Origin of the sequence: Actinosynnema sp. NPDC002837 (assembly GCF_040295345.1) — a bacterium.
GTDB lineage: Bacteria > Actinomycetota > Actinomycetes > Mycobacteriales > Pseudonocardiaceae > Actinosynnema.
The window spans coordinates 31,799-53,051 of record NZ_JBEOVG010000034.1 but is presented as its reverse complement, the minus strand read 5'-3'; the positions used below and the strand labels follow the sequence as shown (position 1 = coordinate 53,051).

Annotated in this window: 21 protein-coding genes; all 21 read right to left on the bottom strand. The window is 73.2% G+C overall.

All coding sequences use genetic code 11. The annotated features are described in order from the left end of the window. Nucleotides 1-11: 11 nt before the first annotated feature. Nucleotides 12-1,469, bottom strand: coding sequence for a LuxR C-terminal-related transcriptional regulator (locus ABTZ99_RS23035; RefSeq protein ID WP_498781857.1), 1,458 nt, complete (start codon nt 1,467-1,469; stop codon nt 12-14). Between the two features lie 257 nt (nt 1,470-1,726). Next, nucleotides 1,727-2,794: a methyltransferase gene (locus ABTZ99_RS23030; protein WP_499613787.1), complete on the bottom strand. Its 1,068-nt coding sequence runs from the start codon at nt 2,792-2,794 to the stop codon at nt 1,727-1,729. Between the two features lie 55 nt (nt 2,795-2,849). Beyond that, nucleotides 2,850-3,650 (bottom strand): SDR family NAD(P)-dependent oxidoreductase, encoded by an 801-nt coding sequence (locus tag ABTZ99_RS23025; protein WP_499613785.1) that lies wholly within the window; start codon nt 3,648-3,650, stop codon nt 2,850-2,852. A gap of 81 nt (nt 3,651-3,731) precedes the next feature. Next, nucleotides 3,732-4,559 (bottom strand): SDR family NAD(P)-dependent oxidoreductase, encoded by an 828-nt coding sequence (locus tag ABTZ99_RS23020; RefSeq protein WP_499613782.1) that lies wholly within the window; start codon nt 4,557-4,559, stop codon nt 3,732-3,734. A 48-nt stretch (nt 4,560-4,607) separates the two neighbouring features. Continuing rightward, a complete protein-coding gene (locus ABTZ99_RS23015; protein ID WP_498781849.1) occupies nt 4,608-5,456 on the bottom strand; it encodes a TIGR03621 family F420-dependent LLM class oxidoreductase in 849 nt (282 codons plus the stop codon). Nucleotides 5,457-5,467: 11 nt separating this feature from the next. Continuing rightward, nucleotides 5,468-6,052, bottom strand: a complete 585-nt coding sequence (locus ABTZ99_RS23010; protein WP_499613779.1) for an NADPH-dependent FMN reductase — start codon at nt 6,050-6,052, stop codon at nt 5,468-5,470. Further along, nucleotides 6,049-7,230, bottom strand: coding sequence for an MFS transporter (locus ABTZ99_RS23005; RefSeq protein WP_499613776.1), 1,182 nt, complete (start codon nt 7,228-7,230; stop codon nt 6,049-6,051). Before ABTZ99_RS23005 ends, ABTZ99_RS23010 begins: the two co-directional genes overlap by 4 nt. Further along, on the bottom strand, nt 7,223-8,206 hold the full coding sequence (locus tag ABTZ99_RS23000) for an LLM class flavin-dependent oxidoreductase (protein ID WP_498781843.1): 984 nt from the start codon (nt 8,204-8,206) through the stop codon (nt 7,223-7,225). The genes ABTZ99_RS23005 and ABTZ99_RS23000 overlap by 8 nt, the downstream gene beginning before the upstream one ends. 16 nt (nt 8,207-8,222) lie before the next feature. Continuing rightward, nucleotides 8,223-8,519, bottom strand: a complete 297-nt coding sequence (locus ABTZ99_RS22995; RefSeq protein ID WP_499613771.1) for an acyl-CoA carboxylase epsilon subunit — start codon at nt 8,517-8,519, stop codon at nt 8,223-8,225. Beyond that, a complete protein-coding gene (locus ABTZ99_RS22990) occupies nt 8,516-10,087 on the bottom strand; it encodes an acyl-CoA carboxylase subunit beta (RefSeq protein ID WP_498781839.1) in 1,572 nt (523 codons plus the stop codon). Before ABTZ99_RS22990 ends, ABTZ99_RS22995 begins: the two co-directional genes overlap by 4 nt. A 14-nt stretch (nt 10,088-10,101) precedes the next feature. Next, nucleotides 10,102-12,021, bottom strand: a complete 1,920-nt coding sequence (locus tag ABTZ99_RS22985; RefSeq protein ID WP_499613767.1) for an SDR family oxidoreductase — start codon at nt 12,019-12,021, stop codon at nt 10,102-10,104. Between the two features lie 4 nt (nt 12,022-12,025). After that, on the bottom strand, nt 12,026-12,970 hold the full coding sequence (locus ABTZ99_RS22980; protein WP_498781835.1) for an aromatase/cyclase: 945 nt from the start codon (nt 12,968-12,970) through the stop codon (nt 12,026-12,028). Nucleotides 12,971-12,995: 25 nt separating this feature from the next. Further along, complete coding sequence (gene fabG, locus ABTZ99_RS22975) at nt 12,996-13,778, bottom strand: 3-oxoacyl-ACP reductase FabG (protein ID WP_499613764.1); 783 nt, start codon at nt 13,776-13,778, stop codon at nt 12,996-12,998. A 16-nt stretch (nt 13,779-13,794) separates the two neighbouring features. After that, the gene (locus ABTZ99_RS22970) at nt 13,795-14,058 is read right to left on the bottom strand and encodes an acyl carrier protein (RefSeq protein WP_230568304.1); all 264 of its coding nucleotides are present in this window, start codon (nt 14,056-14,058) and stop codon (nt 13,795-13,797) included. 20 nt (nt 14,059-14,078) lie between these two features. Continuing rightward, nucleotides 14,079-15,293 carry a ketosynthase chain-length factor gene (locus ABTZ99_RS22965; protein WP_499613761.1) on the bottom strand — a complete coding sequence of 405 codons (1,215 nt, stop codon included), beginning with the start codon at nt 15,291-15,293 and terminating at the stop codon, nt 14,079-14,081. After that, on the bottom strand, nt 15,290-16,561 hold the full coding sequence (locus ABTZ99_RS22960) for a beta-ketoacyl-[acyl-carrier-protein] synthase family protein (RefSeq protein WP_499613758.1): 1,272 nt from the start codon (nt 16,559-16,561) through the stop codon (nt 15,290-15,292). Before ABTZ99_RS22960 ends, ABTZ99_RS22965 begins: the two co-directional genes overlap by 4 nt. Continuing rightward, nucleotides 16,558-16,884 carry a TcmI family type II polyketide cyclase gene (locus ABTZ99_RS22955; protein ID WP_498781827.1) on the bottom strand — a complete coding sequence of 109 codons (327 nt, stop codon included), beginning with the start codon at nt 16,882-16,884 and terminating at the stop codon, nt 16,558-16,560. Before ABTZ99_RS22955 ends, ABTZ99_RS22960 begins: the two co-directional genes overlap by 4 nt. A gap of 15 nt (nt 16,885-16,899) precedes the next feature. After that, entirely contained in the window at nt 16,900-18,351 is a 1,452-nt protein-coding gene (locus ABTZ99_RS22950) for an FAD-dependent monooxygenase (RefSeq protein ID WP_499613754.1), read from the bottom strand. Between the two features lie 26 nt (nt 18,352-18,377). Further along, the gene (locus ABTZ99_RS22945) at nt 18,378-20,117 is read right to left on the bottom strand and encodes an acetyl/propionyl/methylcrotonyl-CoA carboxylase subunit alpha (protein WP_499613751.1); all 1,740 of its coding nucleotides are present in this window, start codon (nt 20,115-20,117) and stop codon (nt 18,378-18,380) included. Between the two features lie 93 nt (nt 20,118-20,210). Continuing rightward, nucleotides 20,211-20,645 (bottom strand): winged helix DNA-binding protein, encoded by a 435-nt coding sequence (locus ABTZ99_RS22940; RefSeq protein WP_498781821.1) that lies wholly within the window; start codon nt 20,643-20,645, stop codon nt 20,211-20,213. Nucleotides 20,646-20,671: 26 nt separating this feature from the next. After that, nucleotides 20,672-21,166 (bottom strand): nuclear transport factor 2 family protein, encoded by a 495-nt coding sequence (locus tag ABTZ99_RS22935; RefSeq protein ID WP_498781819.1) that lies wholly within the window; start codon nt 21,164-21,166, stop codon nt 20,672-20,674. Nucleotides 21,167-21,253 lie beyond the last annotated feature (87 nt).

Genomic DNA, 21,253 nt, shown 5'->3' with positions numbered 1-21,253 from the left:
GCCCGGTCGGCTCAGGACAGCGGCGTGAGGATGGCCTTGAGGTCACGCCGGCCGGCCAGGCCCAGCTTCCGGTAGACGCGGGACAGGTGGAACTCGACCGTGCGCACGGTCAGGTACTGCTCCTCGGCGATCTGGCGGTTGCTGCGGCCGGTCCGGGCCAGTTCGCCGATCTTGCGCTCCTGCCTGGTGAGCCCGCCGGCGCGGTCCAGGGCGGTCATCCTGGCCAGCGCCTCCTCCGCCCGCGCGGACCACATCGCGTAACCCCGGCGGCGGGCGGTGTCCCGCACCGCTTCCAGCGTCTTGCGCGCCTCGCCGTGCAGCTCGCGCGTACCCAGCGCGAGCGCGAGGTCGTACCGGGCGTGCAGCGAGTCGCCGACCGCGTCCGTGCCGTCCAGGACCGCGACCACCTCGCGCAGGGACGCGGGTTCGCCTCCCGCGACCAGCGCCGCGGCGTGCGAGGCCAGGCCGACCGAACGCGGGGTGCGCCAGCGGCGGGCCGCCGCCATCTCCTTCGACACCAAAGCCTGCGCCAGGTCGGTGCGGCCGATCGCGTTCGCGCACACCGCCGCCCGCGACCGCCACGGGGCCACGGCCGGGTTCGTCACGCCCCACGCGGTCAGGTCGCGCCCGCAGTCCAGGAAGTCCTCCAGCGCCCGGTCGTACTGCCCGAGCGCGAACCGCAGCGCGCCCCGCGCCATGAACAGCTCCGCGCGGTCCTGCACGCCCGCCAGCGGGCCGCTGAACCCGTGCTCCAGCAGCAGGTCGTGCGCGCGGTTCAGCTCGCCGAGGTCGACCAGCGCGGACACCAGCCACGCCACGGCCACACTGCGGATCTGCCGGCACACGTCGCGCCGCAGCGACCCGGCGAGCACCTTGGCCGCGCCGCCGGGATCGCCGCCCAACCACATCAGCCGGGCCACCAGCAGCGCCACCACGCCACGCGCCTCGCCGAAGTCGATGACGTCCGGGCTGCGCATCGCGCGGACGCTGAGGTCCATCGCGGTGTCCAGCTCGTCGGCGTAGGCCAGCACCAGGATCCCGCACCAGAACGCCCCGGTCTCGCGCCCGCCGGGCAGCGCCAGCAGCTGCTCGGCGGTGGCGACCGTCCCGACCCGGTCCACGCCCCGGTTGGCCAGCTGCACGGCCCGCGCGGCGAGCCGCTGCTCCTCCGGCACGCCCGCCGCGTCCAACCCGGCGCAGTGCGCGTCGTCCGGCGCCGGTCCGCCCGGCACGTACACCAGGCCGCCCAGCTGGGGGCCGCGCACCCCGGCCGGGCCGCTGGCGAGCAGGTCGATCACCTCCCGCACCACCTGGTCGGCCTCACCCCACCGCCCGCGCTCCACCAGCTCGGCCCTGGTCCGCCGCACCCCCTCCAGGGTCAGCCCGTCCGGGCCGAGGTTCTCGGGCAGCCGCCACTCCACCGGGACGCGACGACCCGTGCCGGTGGACCGATCGACGTCGTGCTCCACACACACCCCCAAGATCCGCGTGCCCGCGCGCGACGGCGACGGGCACGGCGTTGTCGTTTCGCCTCTGCGATCCCGTCGGCGTGCGGCGGCGCCACCGAGGGGAAGCGTGCACCACGAGGGGTGTGAGCGCGCCGCGGCGCCCGCCGGTCGGTGGCCTCGCCACCCGTGACCGCCGCGGTCGACAGCGCTCCCCCGCCCCAGCCGTGGGATTCGCGGTCCGCGACGCTGCGGGCCGATGCGTGCTCAGACCTGTGCGCTCAGATCGGGCGGAACGTCAACAACGTGACGCGCCCGGCGCCCGGTTCTCCGACCGGCGCGAAACCCGCTTCTGCCCCCAGGCGGGTCCAGTCCCCCCAACCCCTTTCGCGGCCACCCAGAATAGCCATCATCTCGATATCCGAAAGCTTACCGAGGTCAGGTACACCTGAACGGGTGAGAAGGTGGTTCACAATCCACAACCGAGCGTCACGATCGTCGCCGATGGCCTCCCTGACCCGGGCCAGCACGCGCACCGCGTCCAGGTCGTCCCAATTCTGCAGCGAGCGCTTGATCAGATAGGCGTCGAACCCCCGTGGCACCTTCTCGAAGAAATCGGTCGCGATCGCCTCGGCCCGGTCCGTGACGCCGCGGCGGGCGAATTCGTCGGCCGCGCCGGCGATCGCGAGCGGGTGGTCGCACACCGCGCCCCTCACGCCGGGGTGGCGGCGCAGCAACTCGGCCAGGAAGCTGCCGCGACCGCCGCCGACGTCGGCGATCCGGAGGTGCCGGCGCGAGCGCAGGTCGTCGAACAGCTCGAAGGTCTCGGGGCCGTCGTTGCGCACCATGGCCCGGTCGAACAGGTCCGAGGCCGCGGGATCGCCCCGCAGGTGCTGGTAGAACGGCTCGCCGAACAGGTGGTCGAACGCCGGTTCGCCGGTCCGCACCGCGTGCGCCACGTCCTCGTAGGGCCGCCACATCATCGGGTCGGTGAGGAACAGCAGCACGTCCCGGAAACCGCCGGGCCCGCCGGTGCGCAGGCCGTCGGAGGCGGGGGTGAGCGAGAACCGGCCCGCGCCGTCCTCGGCCAGCACGCCCGCGGTCGCGGCGGCGGCGAGCACGCGGCGCAGGCGTGACGCGTCCACGCCCGCCAACGCGGCCAGTTCCGCCGCCGTGCCGGGGCCGTCGGCCAGCAGGTCCGGTACGCCGAGCTCGACCAGGGCGCGGATCGTGCCGATCGACCACTTCACCGCCGCGAGGTGGAACACCAGTTGGCGAGCGTCGCCGCGGGCCGCGGCGGGCAGCACGGGCGCGGTGCCGTCGTCGGCCGCGAATTGTGCGCCGTCCATCACCGGACTCCTGTCATGTCGTCGATCGACCTCAACCACACCCGTCCCCGCACCGTCACGACACCGCCGCCACGAACCCGCCGTCCACCCGCAACACCGATCCGGTGACGTAGTCCGCCTGCCGGCTCGCCAGGTAGCCGACGGCCGCGGCCACCTCCTCGGGCGTGCCGTAGCGGCCGACGTCGTTGGCCACCCACTCCGCCGCCGCGCGCCGTTCGATCTCCGGCAGCTCCGTGCCCCAGCCGCGCTCCGGGCCCACGCGCGCCAGCCAGTCGCGCATGTACTCGACCATGATCGGCCCCGGTGACACGACGTTCGACGTCACGCCGGTGCCCTTCAGCTCGCGGGCCAGCGACACCGCGAGGTTGTGCCGGGCCGCGAGCGCCGCCGAGTACTGCGGCTGCATCGCGATCGGCTGGGTGGCCAGGCCGCCGCCGACCTGGATCACGCGACCCCACCCGCGTTCCCGCATGGCGGGCACGAACGCGCGGATCATCCGCACCGCGGACACCACGTTCACCTGGTAGGCGGCGGCCCACAGGTCCGGCTCCGCGTCGAACCACGGCACGAGGTCCGTGCCGCCCGCGTTGTTGACCAGGATGTCGACCGGTCCGCCCGCGCCCGCCGCGCGGACCACTCCGGCCGCGCCCTCGTCGGTCGCCAGGTCGCCCAGCGCGAGGTCCACCCGGTGGCCGTGGCCGCGCACCTTCTCCGCGACCACCTCCAGCTTGTCCCGGTCGCGGCCGTGGACCACGACGTCCGCGCCCTCGGCGGCCAGCACGTCGGCCACCGCCGCGCCGATGCCGGAACTCGACCCCGTCACCAGCGCCCGTTTGCCGGTCAGCCCCAAATCCACGAATACTCCTCGTGACCTTTATTCACCGACGACCCCTGGACGAGTGATCCTCGATTACCCGTCCAGGGGTCGTTTCCGCAGTTATCCGTCGACGCGCGCCAACAGCTCGTCGGTCAACTCGGCGAGCCGTGCCGCGTCCTTCGGCGAGAACAGCCCGGTGCGCACGCTCATCTGGCTGTAGAGGTTGAACGCGGTGAGCGGTTCGGCCGGCGGGTCGTCCAGCAGCCGCACGATCGGCGGCACGACGGCGGTGGCCGGTTTCGCCACCGCCTTCTGCTGCTCGATGTACATCGCGGTCGGCGGGTCGAACTCGCCCACGAAACCGGTCGACGTGGTGCCGGGGTGGAACAGGACGTAGCGCACCGGCCCGTCGCCGTGCCGCTCGGCGAAGGTCACGCCGAGCAGGTCGTCCAGCCGCCCGGTCATGAACATGGCGTTGACGCCGTCGTAGCGGCGGGTGCTCTGCAGGTCGTCCCACGCCACCGGGGTGTCGTGGCCGGGGCCCGCCACGTTGACGATCACCGGCCGCTCGGTCTTCTCCAGCGCGGGTCGCAGCCCGTAGCTGAACAGCAGCCTGCTCAGGTAGAACAGGGCGAAGTTGTCCTCGAAGCCCTCCGCCGTCTCCCGCCGGTACGTGCGGAAGAAGCGCGCGCACAGCACCAGGCCGTCGATGGCGGGGTTCGCGTCCAGGATCTCGTCGACGACGCGCCGGTTGGTCGACACCAGGCTCAGGTCGGCCCGGACGAACTCCAGGGAGCCGGGGGCGCGTTCCGCCTCACCGGCCAGCGCTTCGCCCTTGCGGGGGTTCGTGCCGAGCGCGACGACGTGGTCCCCCCGGGTGAACAGCGCCCGCGCCACGGCCGCGCCGATGCCGTCGGTGGCGCCCGTGATCACGAATGTCCTCTTCAAACCGTGCTCCCTGGATCTCGTTTATCGTTGAACTGGTGTGATGCGCGCTCAACGCATCGCCTCGATGACCCGGGAGAACGACATCATCTCGGGTTCGAGGACGCTGAAGTAGGAGATGCCGAATCGCTTGCGCGCCTCGTGCAGTTGCTCCACGCATTCTTCGGGTGTGCCGACCAGGATTGACGGCAACTCGACGAGCTGGTCGGCCGTGAGGTCCAGATCATTCTGCCACACATCGGCGATCACGCGTTCGGAGCCGGGCAGCAATACGCGGTGAACGGGAATGTTGAGTTCGACGTCGTGCACGCGGTCGCCGAGGTGCGCGTGCACGAATTCCACGCGATCGGCCAACTCGCCGACGGAGCCCAGCTTGAGGCCCTCGCCGTCGCGGACGCGGGTGGTCCCGGTGAACGCGATGACGTCGGCGCGTTCGGCGGCCAGCCGCAGCACCCGGTCGCCGCGGCCGGCGACCATGACGGGCGCCGAGGCCGACTCCTTGAGCCGGTCGACCGTGCGCTCCAGGTGCGCGACCCGTTCGGCGGCGGGCGTCCAGGGCAACCCCGCCGCGTCGAACTGGCCGCGCTCGTAGCCCGCGCCGAGGCCGACCTCGACCCGGCCACCCGAGTAGCGGTCGATCGTCTCGACGTCGCGGGCGAGCACGGCCGGCTCGTAGAACGTCGTGTTCAGCACGAGCGTCCCGACGCGGACGCGTTCGGTGGCCTCGGCGACGAGCAGCAGGGTCGGCAGCGGCGCGGGCATCCCGAGGTGGTCGGACACCTGCACCACGTCGTAGCCCAACTGCTCGGCGAGCCTGGCCCTGGCGACCCACTCGGACCGCTCGACGGGCGTGAAGAGGCCGACGCCGAAGCGGAACGGCCGGTCGTGCACGGTGGTCACGCGCTCCCCCTTCAGTACGGGCGCGCGGCCCGCGCCGCGCGCAGTGCCGAGCCCCACCAGGCGAGCCGGTCGAGCATCACCTTCGCCGCCGCCTCGCTGCCCGCCGCGTCGCGCGGCGCGCCGTCGACGAAGAGGTCCCACACGTTGGTGAAGCTGACGGACTCGCGGACGGTCGTGGCGTGCAGCTCGGCGAACACGTGCCGCAGGTGCTCGACCGCGCGCAGGCCCGCGCCCGCGCCGCCGTAGGACACGAACCCGACCGGCTTCGCGTTCCACTCGGCGTTGAACCAGTCGATCGCGTTCTTCAGCGCGGCGGGCGGCGCGTGGTTGTACTCGGGCGTGACGACGACGAACGCGTCGGCGGCGGCGAGCTTGGCCGACAGCGCGTCGCGCACCCTCGCGGTGCCCGCGTCCGGTTGCCTGCCCGGTTCGGGCAGGACGAGCGGCAGCGGGTAGTCGAGCAGGTCGAGCAGCTCGACCCGGAAGTCCGGGTGGGTGCGGGCGACGCCCTCGAACCACCGCGCGGCGGTCGGCGCGAACCGGCCGTCGCGGACGCTGCCCACGACGACGAGGAGGGTGAGCGGTTCTGCGGTCATGACGGGACCTTTCCTGTCGTGGTCGTGCGGAGGCCGGTGAGGGCGACGGCGGCGCCGACCACCGCCGCCGCGGTGACCAGCGCCATCGCCGCACGGGGTCCGCCGGTGGCGAGCAGCAGCGCGACCAGCGGCAGCGACACGACCGAGCCGAGCTGCACGAACGTCTGGTAGACCGGCACGGCGGCGGCACGTCGGTCGGCCGGCACGGTCGCGGTGGCCTGGAGGTTCAGCGCGACGAACGACAGCACGAACCCGGCTTCGACCAGCAGCAGCACCGGCAACACGGCGGTCGCGTACGGCTCCGGGTCCGGCCGCGCGAGGTAGAGGGCGTTGCCCGCGGCCGAGCACAGCGCGCCCGCCGCGATCAGCCTGGCCGTGCCGAACCGGCGCACGAGCCGCGCGCCGTGCGGCGCGGCGAGGACCAGCGGCAGGCTGGCGGGCAGCAGGGCGAGCGCGAGCCGCCACGGCGGGAGGTGCGCGAGCTGCGTGGTGACCAGCAGCAACAGCCCGATGTACGTGCCGTTCAGGACGGCCGCGCCGAACCCGGCGCGCAGCAGCGAGCCGTCACGCAGGACCGTTCTGTCGAGTGGCGGCGGCGGCGCGGCGGGCGCGCGGGGAATCACCCCGAGCCCGGCGGCGAACAGCACCAGCGCGACCGGCGCGGGGAACAGGAACGTCCAGTGCCAGTCGTTCGCGCTGAGCACGCCGGACAGCAGCAGGCCCGAGGTGAACCCCGCCGCGCCGAAGAGCGAGTAGACCGAGACGGCGCGCCGCCGTGCCGGGCCGTCGAACACCGAGACGATGATCGCCAGCCCGGCGGGCGCGGTGAGCGCGGCGCAGAAGCCCTTGACCACGCGGGTCGCGACGAGCACGCCCAGCGAGTCGGTGAGGCCCGCGACCACGGACGCCACCGCGAACAGCAGCATCGCGCCCAGGTAGAGCTCCTTGCGCCCGAGGCGGGCGGCCAGGTGGGGACCGGGCACGAGCAGCAGCGCGAACCCGAGCGCGAAGCCGCTCATCACCCACTGCGCGTCCGGGGTCGTGATGGCGAACCCGGCGCTGAGGGGAGTCAGCGCCGGGAGCACCACGGCGACCTCAAGGGCGTCGAGCAGCATGTTGCCCGAGAGGACGAACAGCAGCGCCCACGCCTTGCGGTCCCACTCGCCGCCCTCACGCACGGGCGGGCGCCTTGTCCAGCAGCGGCGCCAGCTCGCGACTGGCCAGCTCCAGGTGCCGGACCACCAGGTCGTCGGGCATCGCGCCGACGCTGGCCCAGAAGATCAGGTGCTCGACCGGCAGCCCTTCGGCGCGTCGGAGGATGCGTGCGGCGGCCTCGTCGGGGGTCATGATCTCCAGCGCGCCCCACGGGCCGTCCTCGCGGCGGTCGCGGAAGTCGCTCGGCTCGATCAGCGGCGGTGGCGGCGCGTCCGTGCCCTCGACCGAGAGCTGCCGGTAGCTGTTCATCTGGTGCGCGAGGTGCGGCGCGACCCTGGCCCAGGCCGCGTCCGGGTCGTCGGCGAGCAGCACGGGCAGCAGGTCGGACATCCGGGCCGACGCCGGGTCGTGGCCGCCTTCGACCAGCCCGTCGCGGTAGTGCGGGAGGATGTCGCGCGAGATGTGCAGCAGCCCGAGGCCGAGCCGGCCCGCGATGCGCGCGCCGCGCGGGCCGTAGAAGCCGCCCCACATGGGCACGGGGTCCTGGATCGGCAGCGGCGTGACGCCGCCTTCGCGCCACAGCCGCTGTACTTCGCGGATGACGCGTTCGGTCTCGGCGAACCGGCGGCCGTGGTCGGCGCCGACCAGCTCGAACTCGGGCACGCGGTAGCCGGCGCCCATGCCGAGCTCCAGCCGCCCGCCGCTGATGAGGTCCACGACGGCCGCTTCCTCGGCCAGGTGCGCGGGTTGGCGCAGTGCGGGCAGGGTGACGGCGGTGCCGATGCGGACGTCGCGGGTGCGCGCCGCCGCGGCGGCGGCGAACGTCAGCGGCTGGGGCAGGTAGCCGTCGGGGAACAGGTGGTGCTCGGTGAACCACACGCCGTTCGCGCCGAGCCGGTCGGCCTCCTCGCACAGCTCCAGGCTGCGCGCGTAGTGGTCCGCCCAGGGCCGTTGCCACTGCGCGGGGTTGCGCAGGTCGAAGAGAAAGCCGACGTCCATACCGGTCTCCTTGAAGTCAGTTCCGCCAGGTGCGCGCGCCCGCGAAGCCCGCGACGCGCTCAGGCCTGCGCCACCGGGCCGCCCGCCGTGGCACCTCTTCCTCCACGACCGCCGCCGCTGCCGCCCGCAGCCGCAGGACCGCCGCCAACGCCGCCAGCTCCACCGGGTCGGGATCGCCCTTCTCGACGCGCAGCAGAAGTTCGGGCCGCGTGTCTTGGCCACCCACCACCGGATGCGGGTCGCGGTCGCTTGCCACCGCCGACCGCGGGCCCTGGTCGCCCACCGCCGCCGACCGCCGGTCCCGGGCCGTCATTGCGGTGGGTTGCCGTGCTTGCGGCGCGGCAGGTCGGCGTCTTTGGTCTCCAGCATCGCGAACGTGCGGATCAGCACCTCGCGCGTCCGGCGCGGGTCGATCACGTCGTCCACCAGGCCGCGCTCGGCCGCGTAGAACGGGTGCACCAGTTCGCCGCGGTACTGGTCGATCTTCTCCTGCCTGGTGCGCGCGGGATCCGCGGAGGCGGCTATCTCGCGCCGGAACACGACGTCCGCCGCCGCCTCCGCCCCCATCACCGCGATCTCGTTGGTGGGCCAGGCGTACGAGACGTCCGCGCCGATCGACCGCGAGTCCATCACGATGTACGCGCCGCCGTAAGCCTTGCGCAGCACCACGGACACCCGGGGCACGGTCGCGTTGCAGTACGCGTACAGCAGCTTCGCGCCACGCCGGATGATGCCGTCGTGCTCCTGGTCGACCCCCGGCAGGAAGCCGGGCACGTCCACCAGCGTGAGCAGCGGGATGTTGAACGAGTCGCAGAACTGGACGAACCGCGCGCCCTTCTCGCTCGCGCGGATGTCCAGCACCCCGGCGAGCGCGGCCGGCTGGCTGGCCACGATCCCGACCAGCTGCCCGTCCAACCGGGCGAACGTGCACACCAGGTTCGGCGCCCACAGCGCGTGCACCTCGAAGTGGTGCCCGTCGTCGACGACCTCCTCGATCACGTCGCGCACGTCGTAGGACCGCGCGCCGTCCACGGGCACCAGGTCGAGCAGCGCGTCGCCGCGCCGGTCCACCGGGTCGTCACCGCGCACCACGGGCGGCAGCTCGCGGTTGTTGGCGGGCAGCATGGACAGCAGCAGCCGGACGTCGGCCAGGCAGCTCTCCTCGTCGTCGTAGACGAAGTGCGCCACCCCGGACGTCCCGCCGTGCACCTCCGCGCCGCCCAACCCCTCCATCGTGATCTCTTCGCCGGTCACGGTGCGGACCACGTCCGGCCCGGTGATGAACATCTGCGAGACACCGCGCACCATGAAGGCGAAGTCGGTCAACGCGGGCGAGTACGCGGCGCCTCCGGCGCACGGCCCGAGCATCACGCTGATCTGCGGGATCACGCCGGACGCGCGCACGTTGCGCTGGAAGATCCCGCCGTAGCCGGCGAGCGCGGACACGCCCTCCTGGATGCGCGCCCCCGCGCCGTCGTTCAACGACACCAGCGGCGCACCCGCCGCGATGGCCAGGTCCATCACCTTGTGGATCTTCTGCGCGTGCGCCTCGCCCAGCGCGCCGCCGAACGCGCGGAAGTCGTGCGCGTACACGAACACCCGCCGGCCGTCGACGCTCCCCCAGCCGGCCACCACGCCGTCTCCGTGCGGGCGCTTGGCCTCCAGGCCGAACCCGGTGGCGCGGTGCCTGCGCAGCGGCTCCACCTCGGTGAAGCTGCCCTTGTCCAGCAACAGCTCGATGCGCTCGTGCGCGGTCAGCTTGCCCTTGGCGTGCTGCCGCTCGGTGGCACGCGGGTCCTCGCCGGCCCTGGTCAGCTCCTTCAACGCGGCCAACTCGTCGATCCGGGCGACGTGGGTCTCCGGTTCGCGGACTGTCGTCATGCTTCCCCCCGATCTCAACCCAGCAGGGTGCCGCCGCTGGTGTCGATGAACGCGCCGGTGATCCAGCGCGCGTCCTCGGTCGCCAGGAACGCCACCACGTTCGCGACGTCGTCGGCCTTCGCGACCTGCTTGAACGCCGACAGCTGCGACATCGCCTCGACGGCCTCCGGGATGTCGAACACGGGGCTGCCGTTGTCGGTGATGCCCGGCGCGACGGAGTTCACCGTGATGCCGCGCGGCGCGAGGTGGCGCGCCATGTGCAGCGACAGCTGCTCGATCGCGCCCTTGCTCATCGAGTACGCCACCTGCTCGGGGTTGGCGACCCTGGTGACGCCGGACGAGATGTTGATGATCCGCCCGCCGTCGGCCAGCGACTCCGACGCGCGCTGCACGATGAAGAACGGCGCCTTGGCGTTGACCGCCATCAGCCGGTCGAAGTCCTCCGGCGTCACGTCCTCGGGCGCGAGGCCCGCCGCGGTCTGCGCCGCCGCGTTGTTCACCACGATGTCCAACGTGGTGGCGCCGGTGCGCTCGCGCAGCCCCCGCTCCAGGCCGAGGAACAGCTCGTGCACGTCGCCGGGCACGCCCAGCTCCGCCCGCACGGCGAACGCCCGGCCGCCGTCCTTCTCGATGAGCGCCACGGTCTCGGCCGCGGCCTCGTCGTTGCTCGCGTAGTGGACGGCGACCAGCGCGCCCTCCTCGGCCAGCCGCCGCGCGGTGGCCCGGCCGATGCCCCGGCTGGCGCCCGTGACCAGCGCGGTCTTGCCTTCGAGCTTGCCCATGGTGGTCCTCTCCTGAGGTGTGTGCTGTGGTGCGGGCGCCGTGCCGAGGCCGCTGACCATCCCGGCGAGGTGCGCCTGCACGGCGTCGAAGCGCATGAGCTCGCCGAAGACCTCGCGCAGCGGCTCCACCTCCGGCCCGCCGAGCAGCAGCAGCGCCTGCGCCTGGATGTTGGTCAGCGTCCGGGCGCCCGCGGCGTGCCGGACGGCGTCGTAGTGCTCCAGCTGGCCGTCGTCGTCGCCCGCGAGCCGCGCCGACAGCCGTTGCCCGAGCTCGGCGGCGTCCTGGAGGCCGAGGTTGAGCGCCTGGCCACCCACCGGCATCTGCCGGTGGGCCGCGTCGCCCGCGAGCAGCACCCGGCCCCGGCGGTAGGTCGCGGCCTGCCGGCTGGTGTTGCCGAACGCGTTGAGCCACGTGGGCCGCCCGCCGCCGATGTCCTCGCCGGTGACCTCCGCCCACGCCCGGACGACCTCGGCGAACGCGGGCGGACCCGACCGCGCCGCGGGCGTGGAGCCGAACACGTGCACCATGACGCGGGTGCTGCCGTCGGGCCAGCGGTGGGCGGTGGCCAGGCCGTTCGGGTGCCGCTCGAACCGCCGGTCCGGGAGGTCGACGCCCTTGACGTCGGCCCGCAGCATCTCCAGCGTGGCGTCCCGGCCGGGGAAGTCGAACCCGGCGAGGACGCGCACGGTGCTCTCCTCGCCGTCGCAGCCGACCAGGTACGCGGCGGTGATCCGGTCGGCACCGGCCACCGCGACGACGTGGTCCTCCCGCTCGACGAGGTCGGTCAGCTCCCGGCCGCGCAGCACCCGCGCGCCCAGTCGGACCGCCCGCTCACCCAGCACCCGCTCCAGCCCGGCCTGCGGGCACTTCCACTGCCCGGCGAAGCGGTGACCCGGGTCGGCCGCCGTGAGGTCGAGCCGGAGTCCGCCGAAGTGGCCGGGTCCGCCCGGCGGCAGCCCGCCGAGCGCCTCCAGCACGCCCCGCTCGGCCAGCACGTCCACGGTGCGGGCGTGCAGGGTCGAGGCTCGGGACTCGGTGGTGGGCTCGGTCAGCCGCTCCAGCACGGTGACCCGCGCGCCGCTCGCGCACAGGTCGCCCGCGAGCAGCAGGCCGACCGGGCCCGCCCCGACCACGACGACGTCGGTGTCCATCGCCTCAGCGCCGCTGTTCCGCGTAGGCCTTGGCGTGGCCGAGCGTCGCCCGGCTGTTGTTGCCCAGCGCGTCGCGGAGGAACGTCCTCGCCTCGGCCACGCCCGCGTCCGGTCCGAGGACCTTGGCGATGGTGTCCGGGTTGATGATCACGGTGTGCTGGGACGACGCGGTGGTGACGCCGTGCTCGTCCTCCTCGAACGTCCAGTAGCCGGTGTGCAAGGTCATCAGCGCGGGCAGGGTGGTCTGCTTGTAGGCGATCTTGTGGTGCGGGAAGCAGACCCGGACCGACTCGGTGGTGTGCGCGGAGCCGTCCTTGGTGAGCGTCTCCATCCGCAGCACCTGCAAGCCGGGCGTGTCCTCGGTCAACGTCACCGACGCCACGTGCGGCAGGCGCTCGGTCCACCGGCCCGCGTCGTTGACGAAGTCGTACACGTCCTTGGCCGCGCCGTCGATCGTGACCGAGTCCACGAAGGACATCGTCAGCTCCGCGGTCCTGGTGGCCAGCTCGACGTTCGCCTTCAACGACGGCAGCTCGGCCTTGCTGTTGCGGTCGACCGCCTGGTCGATCCACTCCAGCCCTTCCGGGTCGTCGTCGATCGCGCGGTAGGTGTGCAGCAGCCGCAGCCGCGTCTGCTCGCCCTGCGGCTCGATGACCCAGGTGCCGCTCATCTCCGCGACCGGCGGCGACGACACCTCCTGGGCGAAGGTGATGCGCAGGTTGTCCGGGTCGAGCTCGCGGCGCGAGGTCCAGTTCTTCGGCTCGCCGTTGGCCGTGGCCCAGATCCGGATGCGCTCGCGGTTGCCCTCGCGCTCCACGCAGTCCACGTACACCGACGGCGGGAACAGCCGCGGCCAGTTCTCCACCTCGGCGAGCATGCGGTAGACGTCCGCGGGCGGCGCCTGCACGGTGATCTCGTGCTCGACCTCGCGGACCGGGAAGCCGGTCATGGGTGTCCTCCTCGGTCGGTGCTGCTCAGAAGTTGCCCAGGCCGCCGCAGACGTTGAGCGCCTGCGCGGTGATCGAGGCGGCCGTGTCGGAGGCCAGGTAGCCGACGAGGCCCGCCACCTCCTCGGGCGTGGAGTACCGGCCGAGCGGGATCTTGGCGGTGAACTTCTCCATGATCGCCTCTTCGGTGGTGCTGTACGCCGCCGCGTAGCCCTGCCGGACCCGTTGCGCCATCGGGGTTTCCACGTACCCGGGGCACACCGCGTTGACCGTGATGCCGGTCGGCGCGAGCTCGTTGCCCAGGGCTTTGGTGAACCCGACGACGCCGTGCTTGGACGCCGAGTACGGCGCGCCGAGCACCACGCCCTGCTTGCCCGCGGTGGAGGCGATGTTGATGATCCGGCCGCGGTCCTTGCCGCGCATGCCACCGGTGTTGAGCACCTCGCGGGTGACCAGGAAGACGCTGGTGAGGTTGGTGGCGATGACGTCGAGCCACAGGTCGTCCTCGATGTCGGCGGTCACGCCGCCGCCGCTGCGGCCCGCGTTGTTCACCAGCACGTCGATCGGGCCGTAGCGGTCGACGGCGGCCCGCACGACGTGGCGGATGTCGTCCTTCTCGCGCACGTCGCCGGTCGTGCCGTCCACGTCGAGGCCCTCGTCCTGGAGGTCCTTGACGGTGCGCAGCAGCGCTTCCTCGCCGCGGGCGCACAGGAAGACCCGGTGACCCTGCTCGGCGAGCAGCCGCGCGGTCGCCAGGCCGATGCCGCTCGTCGCGCCGGTGACCAGCGCGACCTTTCCGTTGTCCGTCATGGGTTTTCCTTCGTGCTCAGACCGCTTGGGCGGCGAGGTGGGAGTTGACGAGGTCGACCAGGGCGGCGGGCGTGCGCGCGTCGGCCAGGGCGTCCTCGTCGAGGGAGATGCCGTACTCGCGCTCGATGCGACCGCCGGTCTCCAGCAGCGCCAGCGACTCGTAGCCCAGCTCCTCGAAGTCGCTCTCGGCGATGTCGCCGTCGAGGTCGACGGCCTCGTCCGTGCCGGCGCCTTCGCGGAGGATGCGCTTGAGGTCGTCGATGGTGAACTTCACGGACATGGTGGTTCCTCTCGGCAGTCTCAGGTCGGTTCGGGCGCGCGGACGACGACCGCGGAGTTGAACCCGCCGTGCCCGCGCGCGATCACCAGCGCGGCCTTCAGGTCCGCGCGGCGCGGCGCGCCGGTCACCAGGTCCAGCTCGTAGCGCTCGGACGGGCGGGTGTTGACCGTCGGCGGGATCACGCCGTCGCGCAGCGAGAGCAGCGCGGCGGCCAGGTCCAGCGGCGCGGCGCCGGAGTACAGCCGACCCGTCCCGGTCTTCGGCGCGGTCACGGGCACGCCGCGCGGGCCGAAGACCTTCGTGACGGCCTCCGCCTCGGCCCGGTCCAGCTCGGGCACGGCGGCGGCGTCGGCGAACACCACGCCGATCTCGTCGGCCACGGCGCCCGCGTCGGCCAGCGCGCGTTGGATCGCCTTCTGCAACGTCGGCGCACGGTCGCTGCCCGGCGGCGGGTCCATAGTGGACGCGTGGCCGGCGATCTCGCCGTAGACGTGCGCGCCGCGGGCGGTGGCGTGCTGCTGGTCCTCCAGCACCAGCAGCGCGCCGCCCTCGCCCGGCACGTGCCCGGCGGCGTCCTCGTCGAACGGCAGGTAGGCGCGCCGCGGGTCGTCGTGCTCGCTGAGCCGGCCGCTGGTGAGCTGCGCGACCCAGCCCCACGGGCAGATCGACGCGTCGACCGCGCCCGCCAGCACCACCGACGTGCCGTTGCGGATCTGGCGGCGGGCCTGCGCGACCGCGTCCAGGCCGCCCGCCTGGTCGCTCACCACCACGCTGCTCGGGCCGCGCAGCCCGTTGCGGATGGAGATCTGGCCGCTGTTCACCGCGTAGAACCAGGCGAACGACTGGTAGGCGCTGACGTACTGGCCGCCCTTGCTCCACAGCGCCCGCAGCTCGTTCTGGCCGAACTCGAAGCCGCCGGAGTGGCTGGCGGTGATCACGCCGATGTCGTAGTCGGCCAGTTCGGACGGCACGAGCCGCGCGTCGGCGAACGCCCAGTCGGCCGCCACCAGCGCGAGCCTGGTCATCCGGTCGGTCTGCGGCAGCAGCCTGCCCGGCAGGTGCTCCTCGGCGACGAAGTCGCGGATCTCGCCCGCGAGCCGGGCGGGGTAGCTCGACGGGTCGAACCGGGAGATCCGGTCCAGCGCGCCGGCGCCGGCCAGGGTGTTGGCCCAGTAGGCGTCCACCCCGAGCCCGGTCGGCGCGGCCACGCCGAGGCCCGTGACGACGACGCTCACGACCGCACCCGCCCCGGGTCGGTGAGCACCACGGCGCTCTGGAAGCCGCCGAAGCCGCTGCCCACGGACAGCACCGCGTCGGTCCTCCAGTCCCGGGCCACCAGCGGCACGTAGTCCAGGTCGCACTCCGGGTCCGGGTCGTGCAGGTTCGCCGTCGGCGGCACCACGTCGTGCTGCATGGCCAGCACCGAGGCGGCGACCTCGATCGAGCCGATCGCGCCCAGCGAGTGGCCGACCATGGACTTGATCGAGCTGACCGGCACCCGGTAGGCGTGCTCGCCCAGGCTCCGCTTGAACGCCGCCGTCTCGTGCCGGTCGTTCTGCCTGGTGCCCGAACCGTGGGCGTTGACGTAGTCGATGTCCTCCGGGTTGAGCCGCGCCTGCGCCAGCGCGACCCGGATCGCCTCGGCCATCTCCCGGCCGTCCGGCTTCAGGCCCGTCATGTGGAAGGCGTTGGACCGGGTCGCGTACCCGGCGACCTCGGCGTACACCTTCGCCCCGCGGGCGAGGGCGCTCTCCAGCTCCTCCAGCACGAACACCGCCGCGCCCTCGCCGAGGACGAACCCGTTGCGGCTCGCGTCGAACGGCCGCGAGGCGTGCTCGGGGTCGTCGTTGCGCGGCGTGGTGGCCTTGATGGCGTCGAAGCAGGCCACGGTGATCGGCGAGATCGGCGCGTCGGTGGCGCCCGCGACCATCACGTCCGCCGAACCCTCGCGGATCACGTCGGTGGCGTAGCCGATCGCGTCCAGGCCCGACGTGCAGCCGGTCGAGACGACCGTGCTCGGACCCTCCGCGCCGACCGCCCAGGCGACCTCCGTCGCGAACGAGCTGGGCGCGAGGTAGTTGTACAGGTGCGGCACGGCGTAGCGGTGGTCGACCAGCTCCAGCCGACCGCCGTCGCTGACCGTCCGGTACTCCTGGTCCAGCCCCATCGTCGCGCCGACCGCGCTGCCGATGGTCACGCCGACCCGGCCGGGGTCGACCGAGGAGAACTCCAGCCCGCTGTCCTCCACGGCCTGGCGGGCGGTGACGACGGCGAACTGCGCGGCCCGGTCCATGCGCCGGACCTCCTGCGGCCCGAGGCCGTGCAGCTCGGCGTCGAAGTCGACCTCGGCCGCCACCTGGGAGCGGAACGGCGACGGGTCGAAGAACGAGATGCGGCGGGTGGCGGTGCGGCCCGCGGTGAGCAGGTCCCAGAAGTTCTTCACGCCCGGTGTGCCGGGGGCGGTGACGCCGACCCCGGTGATCACCACTCGACGGTTGGTCACGGTGTGCTCCAGTGGTAGAACCGGCTCGCCATCGCGTCCGCGGGCGAGCGCCACGTCTTCGGGTCGTAGGCCTCGATGAACGGCTTCAGGTCGTCGCTGATCCGGACGAAGCGCGGGTCGCCCTTGGCTTCCTCGATGCGCTCGCCGCCGTGGTCGTCGTCGAAGTCCTGGAGGTGGAAGTACAGGCCGCGGTAGTGGAAGAGCTGGCGCCGGCGGGTGCCCATGCGGCCCGGCATGTCGCTCTCGTCGAACTCCCGGAACAGCGCGGCGACGTCGCCCGCGGATCCCGGGTCCATCCGGGCCACGATCAAGGTGCTGTGCATCGGTCCTCCTCCTGGTCAGCCGGCCGGTCCGAACCAGCGGTCCAAGGCCGTCGGCAGGTCGTGGTGACTGCCCGGCGCGGCCCAGGCCACGTGGCCGTCGGGCCGGACGAGGACCGCCGTGGTCCCGCCGGGGAGGTCGTCGGCCGCGGTCGCGGTGACGACGTCGATCCGGTCGGCCCAGGGAGCCGCCCGTCGGCGCAGGACGGCGTTGTCCGCGAGGTCGAGCAGGACGCCCCGGCCCCGGCGCAGCAGCTCCGCGCCGCTCGTCCGGTGGTGGCCGCGGGTCAGGTCGAGGTGGGGCAACCGCAGGCCCAGCAACGGGTTCTCGCCGCCGCCGACGTCGTAGCGGATGTCCAGGCCGCTCACCCGGGCCGCGAGGTGGCGTTGCACCTCCGGGTAGCGCAGCAGCTCGGCGAACACCTCCCGCAGCGGCGCGACCTCCGCGCCGCCGAGGATGAACGTGCTCTGCGCACGGGTGTTCACCAGCAGTTGGCGGCCGACCTCGTGCCGCTCGGCGTGGTAGGTGTCCAGCAGGGACGGCGGCGCCGTGCCGTTGACGACGGCGGCCAGCTTCCAGCCCAGGTTCACCGCGTCCTGGACGCCGGTGTTCATGCCCTGGCCGCCGGCCGGCAGGTGCACGTGGGCGGCGTCGCCCGCGAGCAGCACGCGGCCGCGGCGGTACTCGGTGACCTGGCGGGCCGCGTCGCCGAACGCGCTCACCCAGACCGGCTCGGCCTGCGAGATGTCGGTGTCGGTGAGCCGCTTCCAGACCTCCGCGACCTCGGCGAACGCCGGCGGTCCGGTGCGGCGGCGCGGCGGGGTGCCGCGCTCGCCCACGATGACCCTCGTGGTCCCGTCGGGCAGGCGCGCCGTCATCACCATGCCGCCGGGCACCTGCTCGCCGATCATCCGCGGCTCGATGTCGATGCCGCGCAGGTCGGCCATCAGCAGCTCGGTGGTGGCGTCCGTGCCGGGGAAGTCGAACCCGGCCAGCTTGCGCACCGTGCTGCGACCGCCGTCGCACCCGACGAGGTAGCGGGCGCGCACCGTCTCCGAGGTGCCGCGGACGTGCGCGGTGACGCCGTCGGCGTCCTCCTCGAACCCGACGAACTCCGTGCCGCGCCGGACGTCCGCGCCCAGTTGGCGCACCCAGCCCTCCAGCACGGCCTCGGTGCGGTGCTGCGGCACGGTCTTCGCCGACTCGCGCGCCGCGCCGAGCACGCCGAGGTCCAGCGGTATGCCGCCGAAGTGCCCGAACGTGCCCGTCTCGATCCCGCCGAACCGCGGCAGCAGGCCGCGCTGGTCGAACACCTCCATCGTGCGGATGGTGAACCCGATGCCCCGCGACTCGCCGGTGCGCTCGGGCAGCCGTTCGAGCACGACCACGTCGACGCCCGCCAACCGCAGCTCGCCGGCCAGCATGAGACCCGCGGGTCCCGCGCCCACGACAACGACCGATGCGTACACAGTCCCCTCCTCGGGGGTGGAAGGCTTCATTCGGAGAGCCGGCAGACGACCGCGCCGGCGGCGATCGCGTCGCCCGGCTTCGCGGTGAGGCCGCGCACGACGCCCGCCCGGTGGGCGAGCAGCGGTTGCTCCATCTTCATCGCCTCGACGACCAGGACCAGGTCGCCCGCGGCGACCCGCCCGCCCTCCTCGACGGCGACCTTCACGGCGGTGCCCTGCATGGGCGACACCAGTTCGTCGCCCGTCGCGGCGGCCTTGCGCGCCGCCGCCCGCGGTTTGCGCACCGCCGTGGCGACGGGTCCGCGCGCGGCGGGCGCCGGCGACGGCAGCGACACCTCCAGCCGACGGCCGCCCACCTCGACCACCACCGTCTCGCGCGGTGCGGCGGCCGGTTCCTCGTGCGGCTCGCCGTCGTAGGGCGGCACGCGGTTGTCGAACTCGGTCTCGATCCACCGGGTGTGCACCGCGAACGGCTCGCCCGCGAACGCCGGGTCGTCCACCACCGCGCGGTGGAACGGCAGCGTGGTCGGCACGCCGTCGACCTGGAACTCGGCCAGCGCGCGGGCCGCCCGGCGCAGCGCCTGCCCGCGCGTCGCGCCGGTGACGACCAGCTTGGCCAGCAGCGAGTCCCACGCGGGCCGCACGACCGTGCCGCTCTCCACGCCGGAGTCCAGCCGCACGCCCGGCCCCGAGGGCGGCGCGAACCGCGTCACCGTGCCCGGCGCGGGCAGGAAGCCCCGACCGGGGTCCTCGCTGTTGAGCCGGAACTCCAGCGAGTGCCCGCGCGGCACGGGGTCCACGTCGTCCAGCCGCTCGCCGCGGGCGACCCGGAACATCTCCCGCACCAGGTCGACGCCCGTGACCTCCTCCGTCACCGGGTGCTCGACCTGGAGCCTCGTGTTGACCTCCAGGAACGAGATCGTCCCGTCGCGGGCGACCAGGAACTCGCACGTGCCCGCGCCGACGTACCCGACGTGCGCCAGGATCGCCTTGGACGCCCGGTACAGCTCGGCGTTCTGCTCCGGGGTGAGGAACGGCGCGGGCGCTTCCTCGACCAGCTTCTGGTGGCGGCGCTGCAACGAGCAGTCCCGGGTGGAGACGACCACGACGGTGCCGTGCCGGTCGGCCAGGCACTGCGTCTCCACGTGCCGCGGCCGGTCCAGGTAGCGCTCCACGAAGCACTCACCGCGCCCGAACGCGGTGGTGGCCTCGCGCACCGCCGACTCGAACAGCTCGGGGATCTCCGCCCGGGTCCGGGCCACCTTCAGGCCGCGGCCGCCACCGCCGAACGCCGCCTTGATCGCGATCGGCAGCCCGTGCTCGTCGGCGAACGCGACCGCCTCCTCGTGCCCGTCGACCGGCGCGGGCGTGCCCGCCACCAGCGGCGCGCCCACCTCGCGGGCGATGCGCCGGGCCTGCACCTTGTCGCCGAGCGCGCGGATCGCGTCGGGCGAGGGCCCGATCCAGGTCAACCCGGCGTCCAGGACGGCCTGCGCGAACCCGGCGTTCTCGGACAGGAAGCCGTAGCCGGGGTGCACGGCGTCCGCGCCGGACTCCCGTGCGGCGGCGAGCACCTTGTCGATGTCGAGGTAGCTCGTCGCCGGGGTGTCGCCGCCCAGCGCGAACGCCTCGTCGGCCAGGCGCACGTGCGGCGCGTCCCGGTCGGGCTCGGCGTACACCGCCACGCATTCCAGTCCTTCGTCGCGGCACGCGCGGGCGACGCGCACCGCGATCTCGCCGCGATTGGCGATCAGCACTTTTCGCACGGTAGGACCCCCATCCCCGTTTTCCCACACGACCGTGCTCCGGGCAGGTTCGACCGCCCCGGAAACAATTCCGGGGAAAATCGACCTGAACGGTCAGAGCGAGCCGTTGTCCCGCATGTTCTCGGCGATCCGCCGCAGCACGTCGTTGGCCGCGAGGAACTCCTCCTGCGTGATGCCGCGCAACTGCTCGTCGGCGTGCGCGTTGACCAGCACCTCGGCCCTCGCGTGCGCCGCGGCGCCCGCCTCGGTCAGGGTGATCGCGTCGCCGTCCAACTCGGCCCAGCCGCGCGCGACGAAATCCTCGACGACCGGCCGGTAGGACTGTTCGCGGTCCGCCACGAGGAACGGCGCGAACGCCTCGTCGATCGCCGGCACGGTGCCGACCCCGATGGTGATGGCGTGCAGCACCTGCCACTGCCGCCGGTCGATCCCCACGTCCCGCAACGCGGTCGTGGTCGCGGCGTCGAACGCCTGGTGCAGCAGGAGCAGCCAGTAGCCGATGCGCTTGGTGGTGTTCTGCTGGAGCATGGACCCTCCCCCTCGGGCGACTGCGGTCAGCGGCCGTGGCCGCGGTCGTGCGGGATCACCCAGTACGGCGTGAGGGTGATCCGGTCGAACAGCCAGCGGCCGTCCACCAGGGCGTACGAGTCGGTGAACTTGCCCGCTACCAGGTACGCCTCGCGGTCGAAGACGACCTTCTCCTCGAAGAAGCACACGCCGCTCGCCCGGTCGCCCCGGACCTCCACGTCGTGCCCGTGCACGAACTGCTTGACCAGCACCCCGGACGCGACCGGGTTGTCCGCGTCGATCCGGGCGGGCAGTCCCGCGAAGTACTCCGCGATGGCGGCGCGGCCGTCGGCCCGACCGACCTCGCCGTAGTCGAGGTGCGCGTCCTCGGTGAACAGCTCGCCGACGCTCCCCCACGCGCCGTCGTTGATCAACCGGGGCAGGCGGTTGCGCAGCTCGTGCAGCGCCCGCGCCTGCTCCAACTCGTCGACGCGCGCGGCGAGCGCTTTCACCTGCGCCGCCAGATCGGCTTCTTCGGCCATGGCTCGCGTTAACCCTTCGTCACATTCGCGATGAGTTGCGCCGGTCCCGATCCACGACTTATCGGAATTGTCGGTGTGGGACACGCT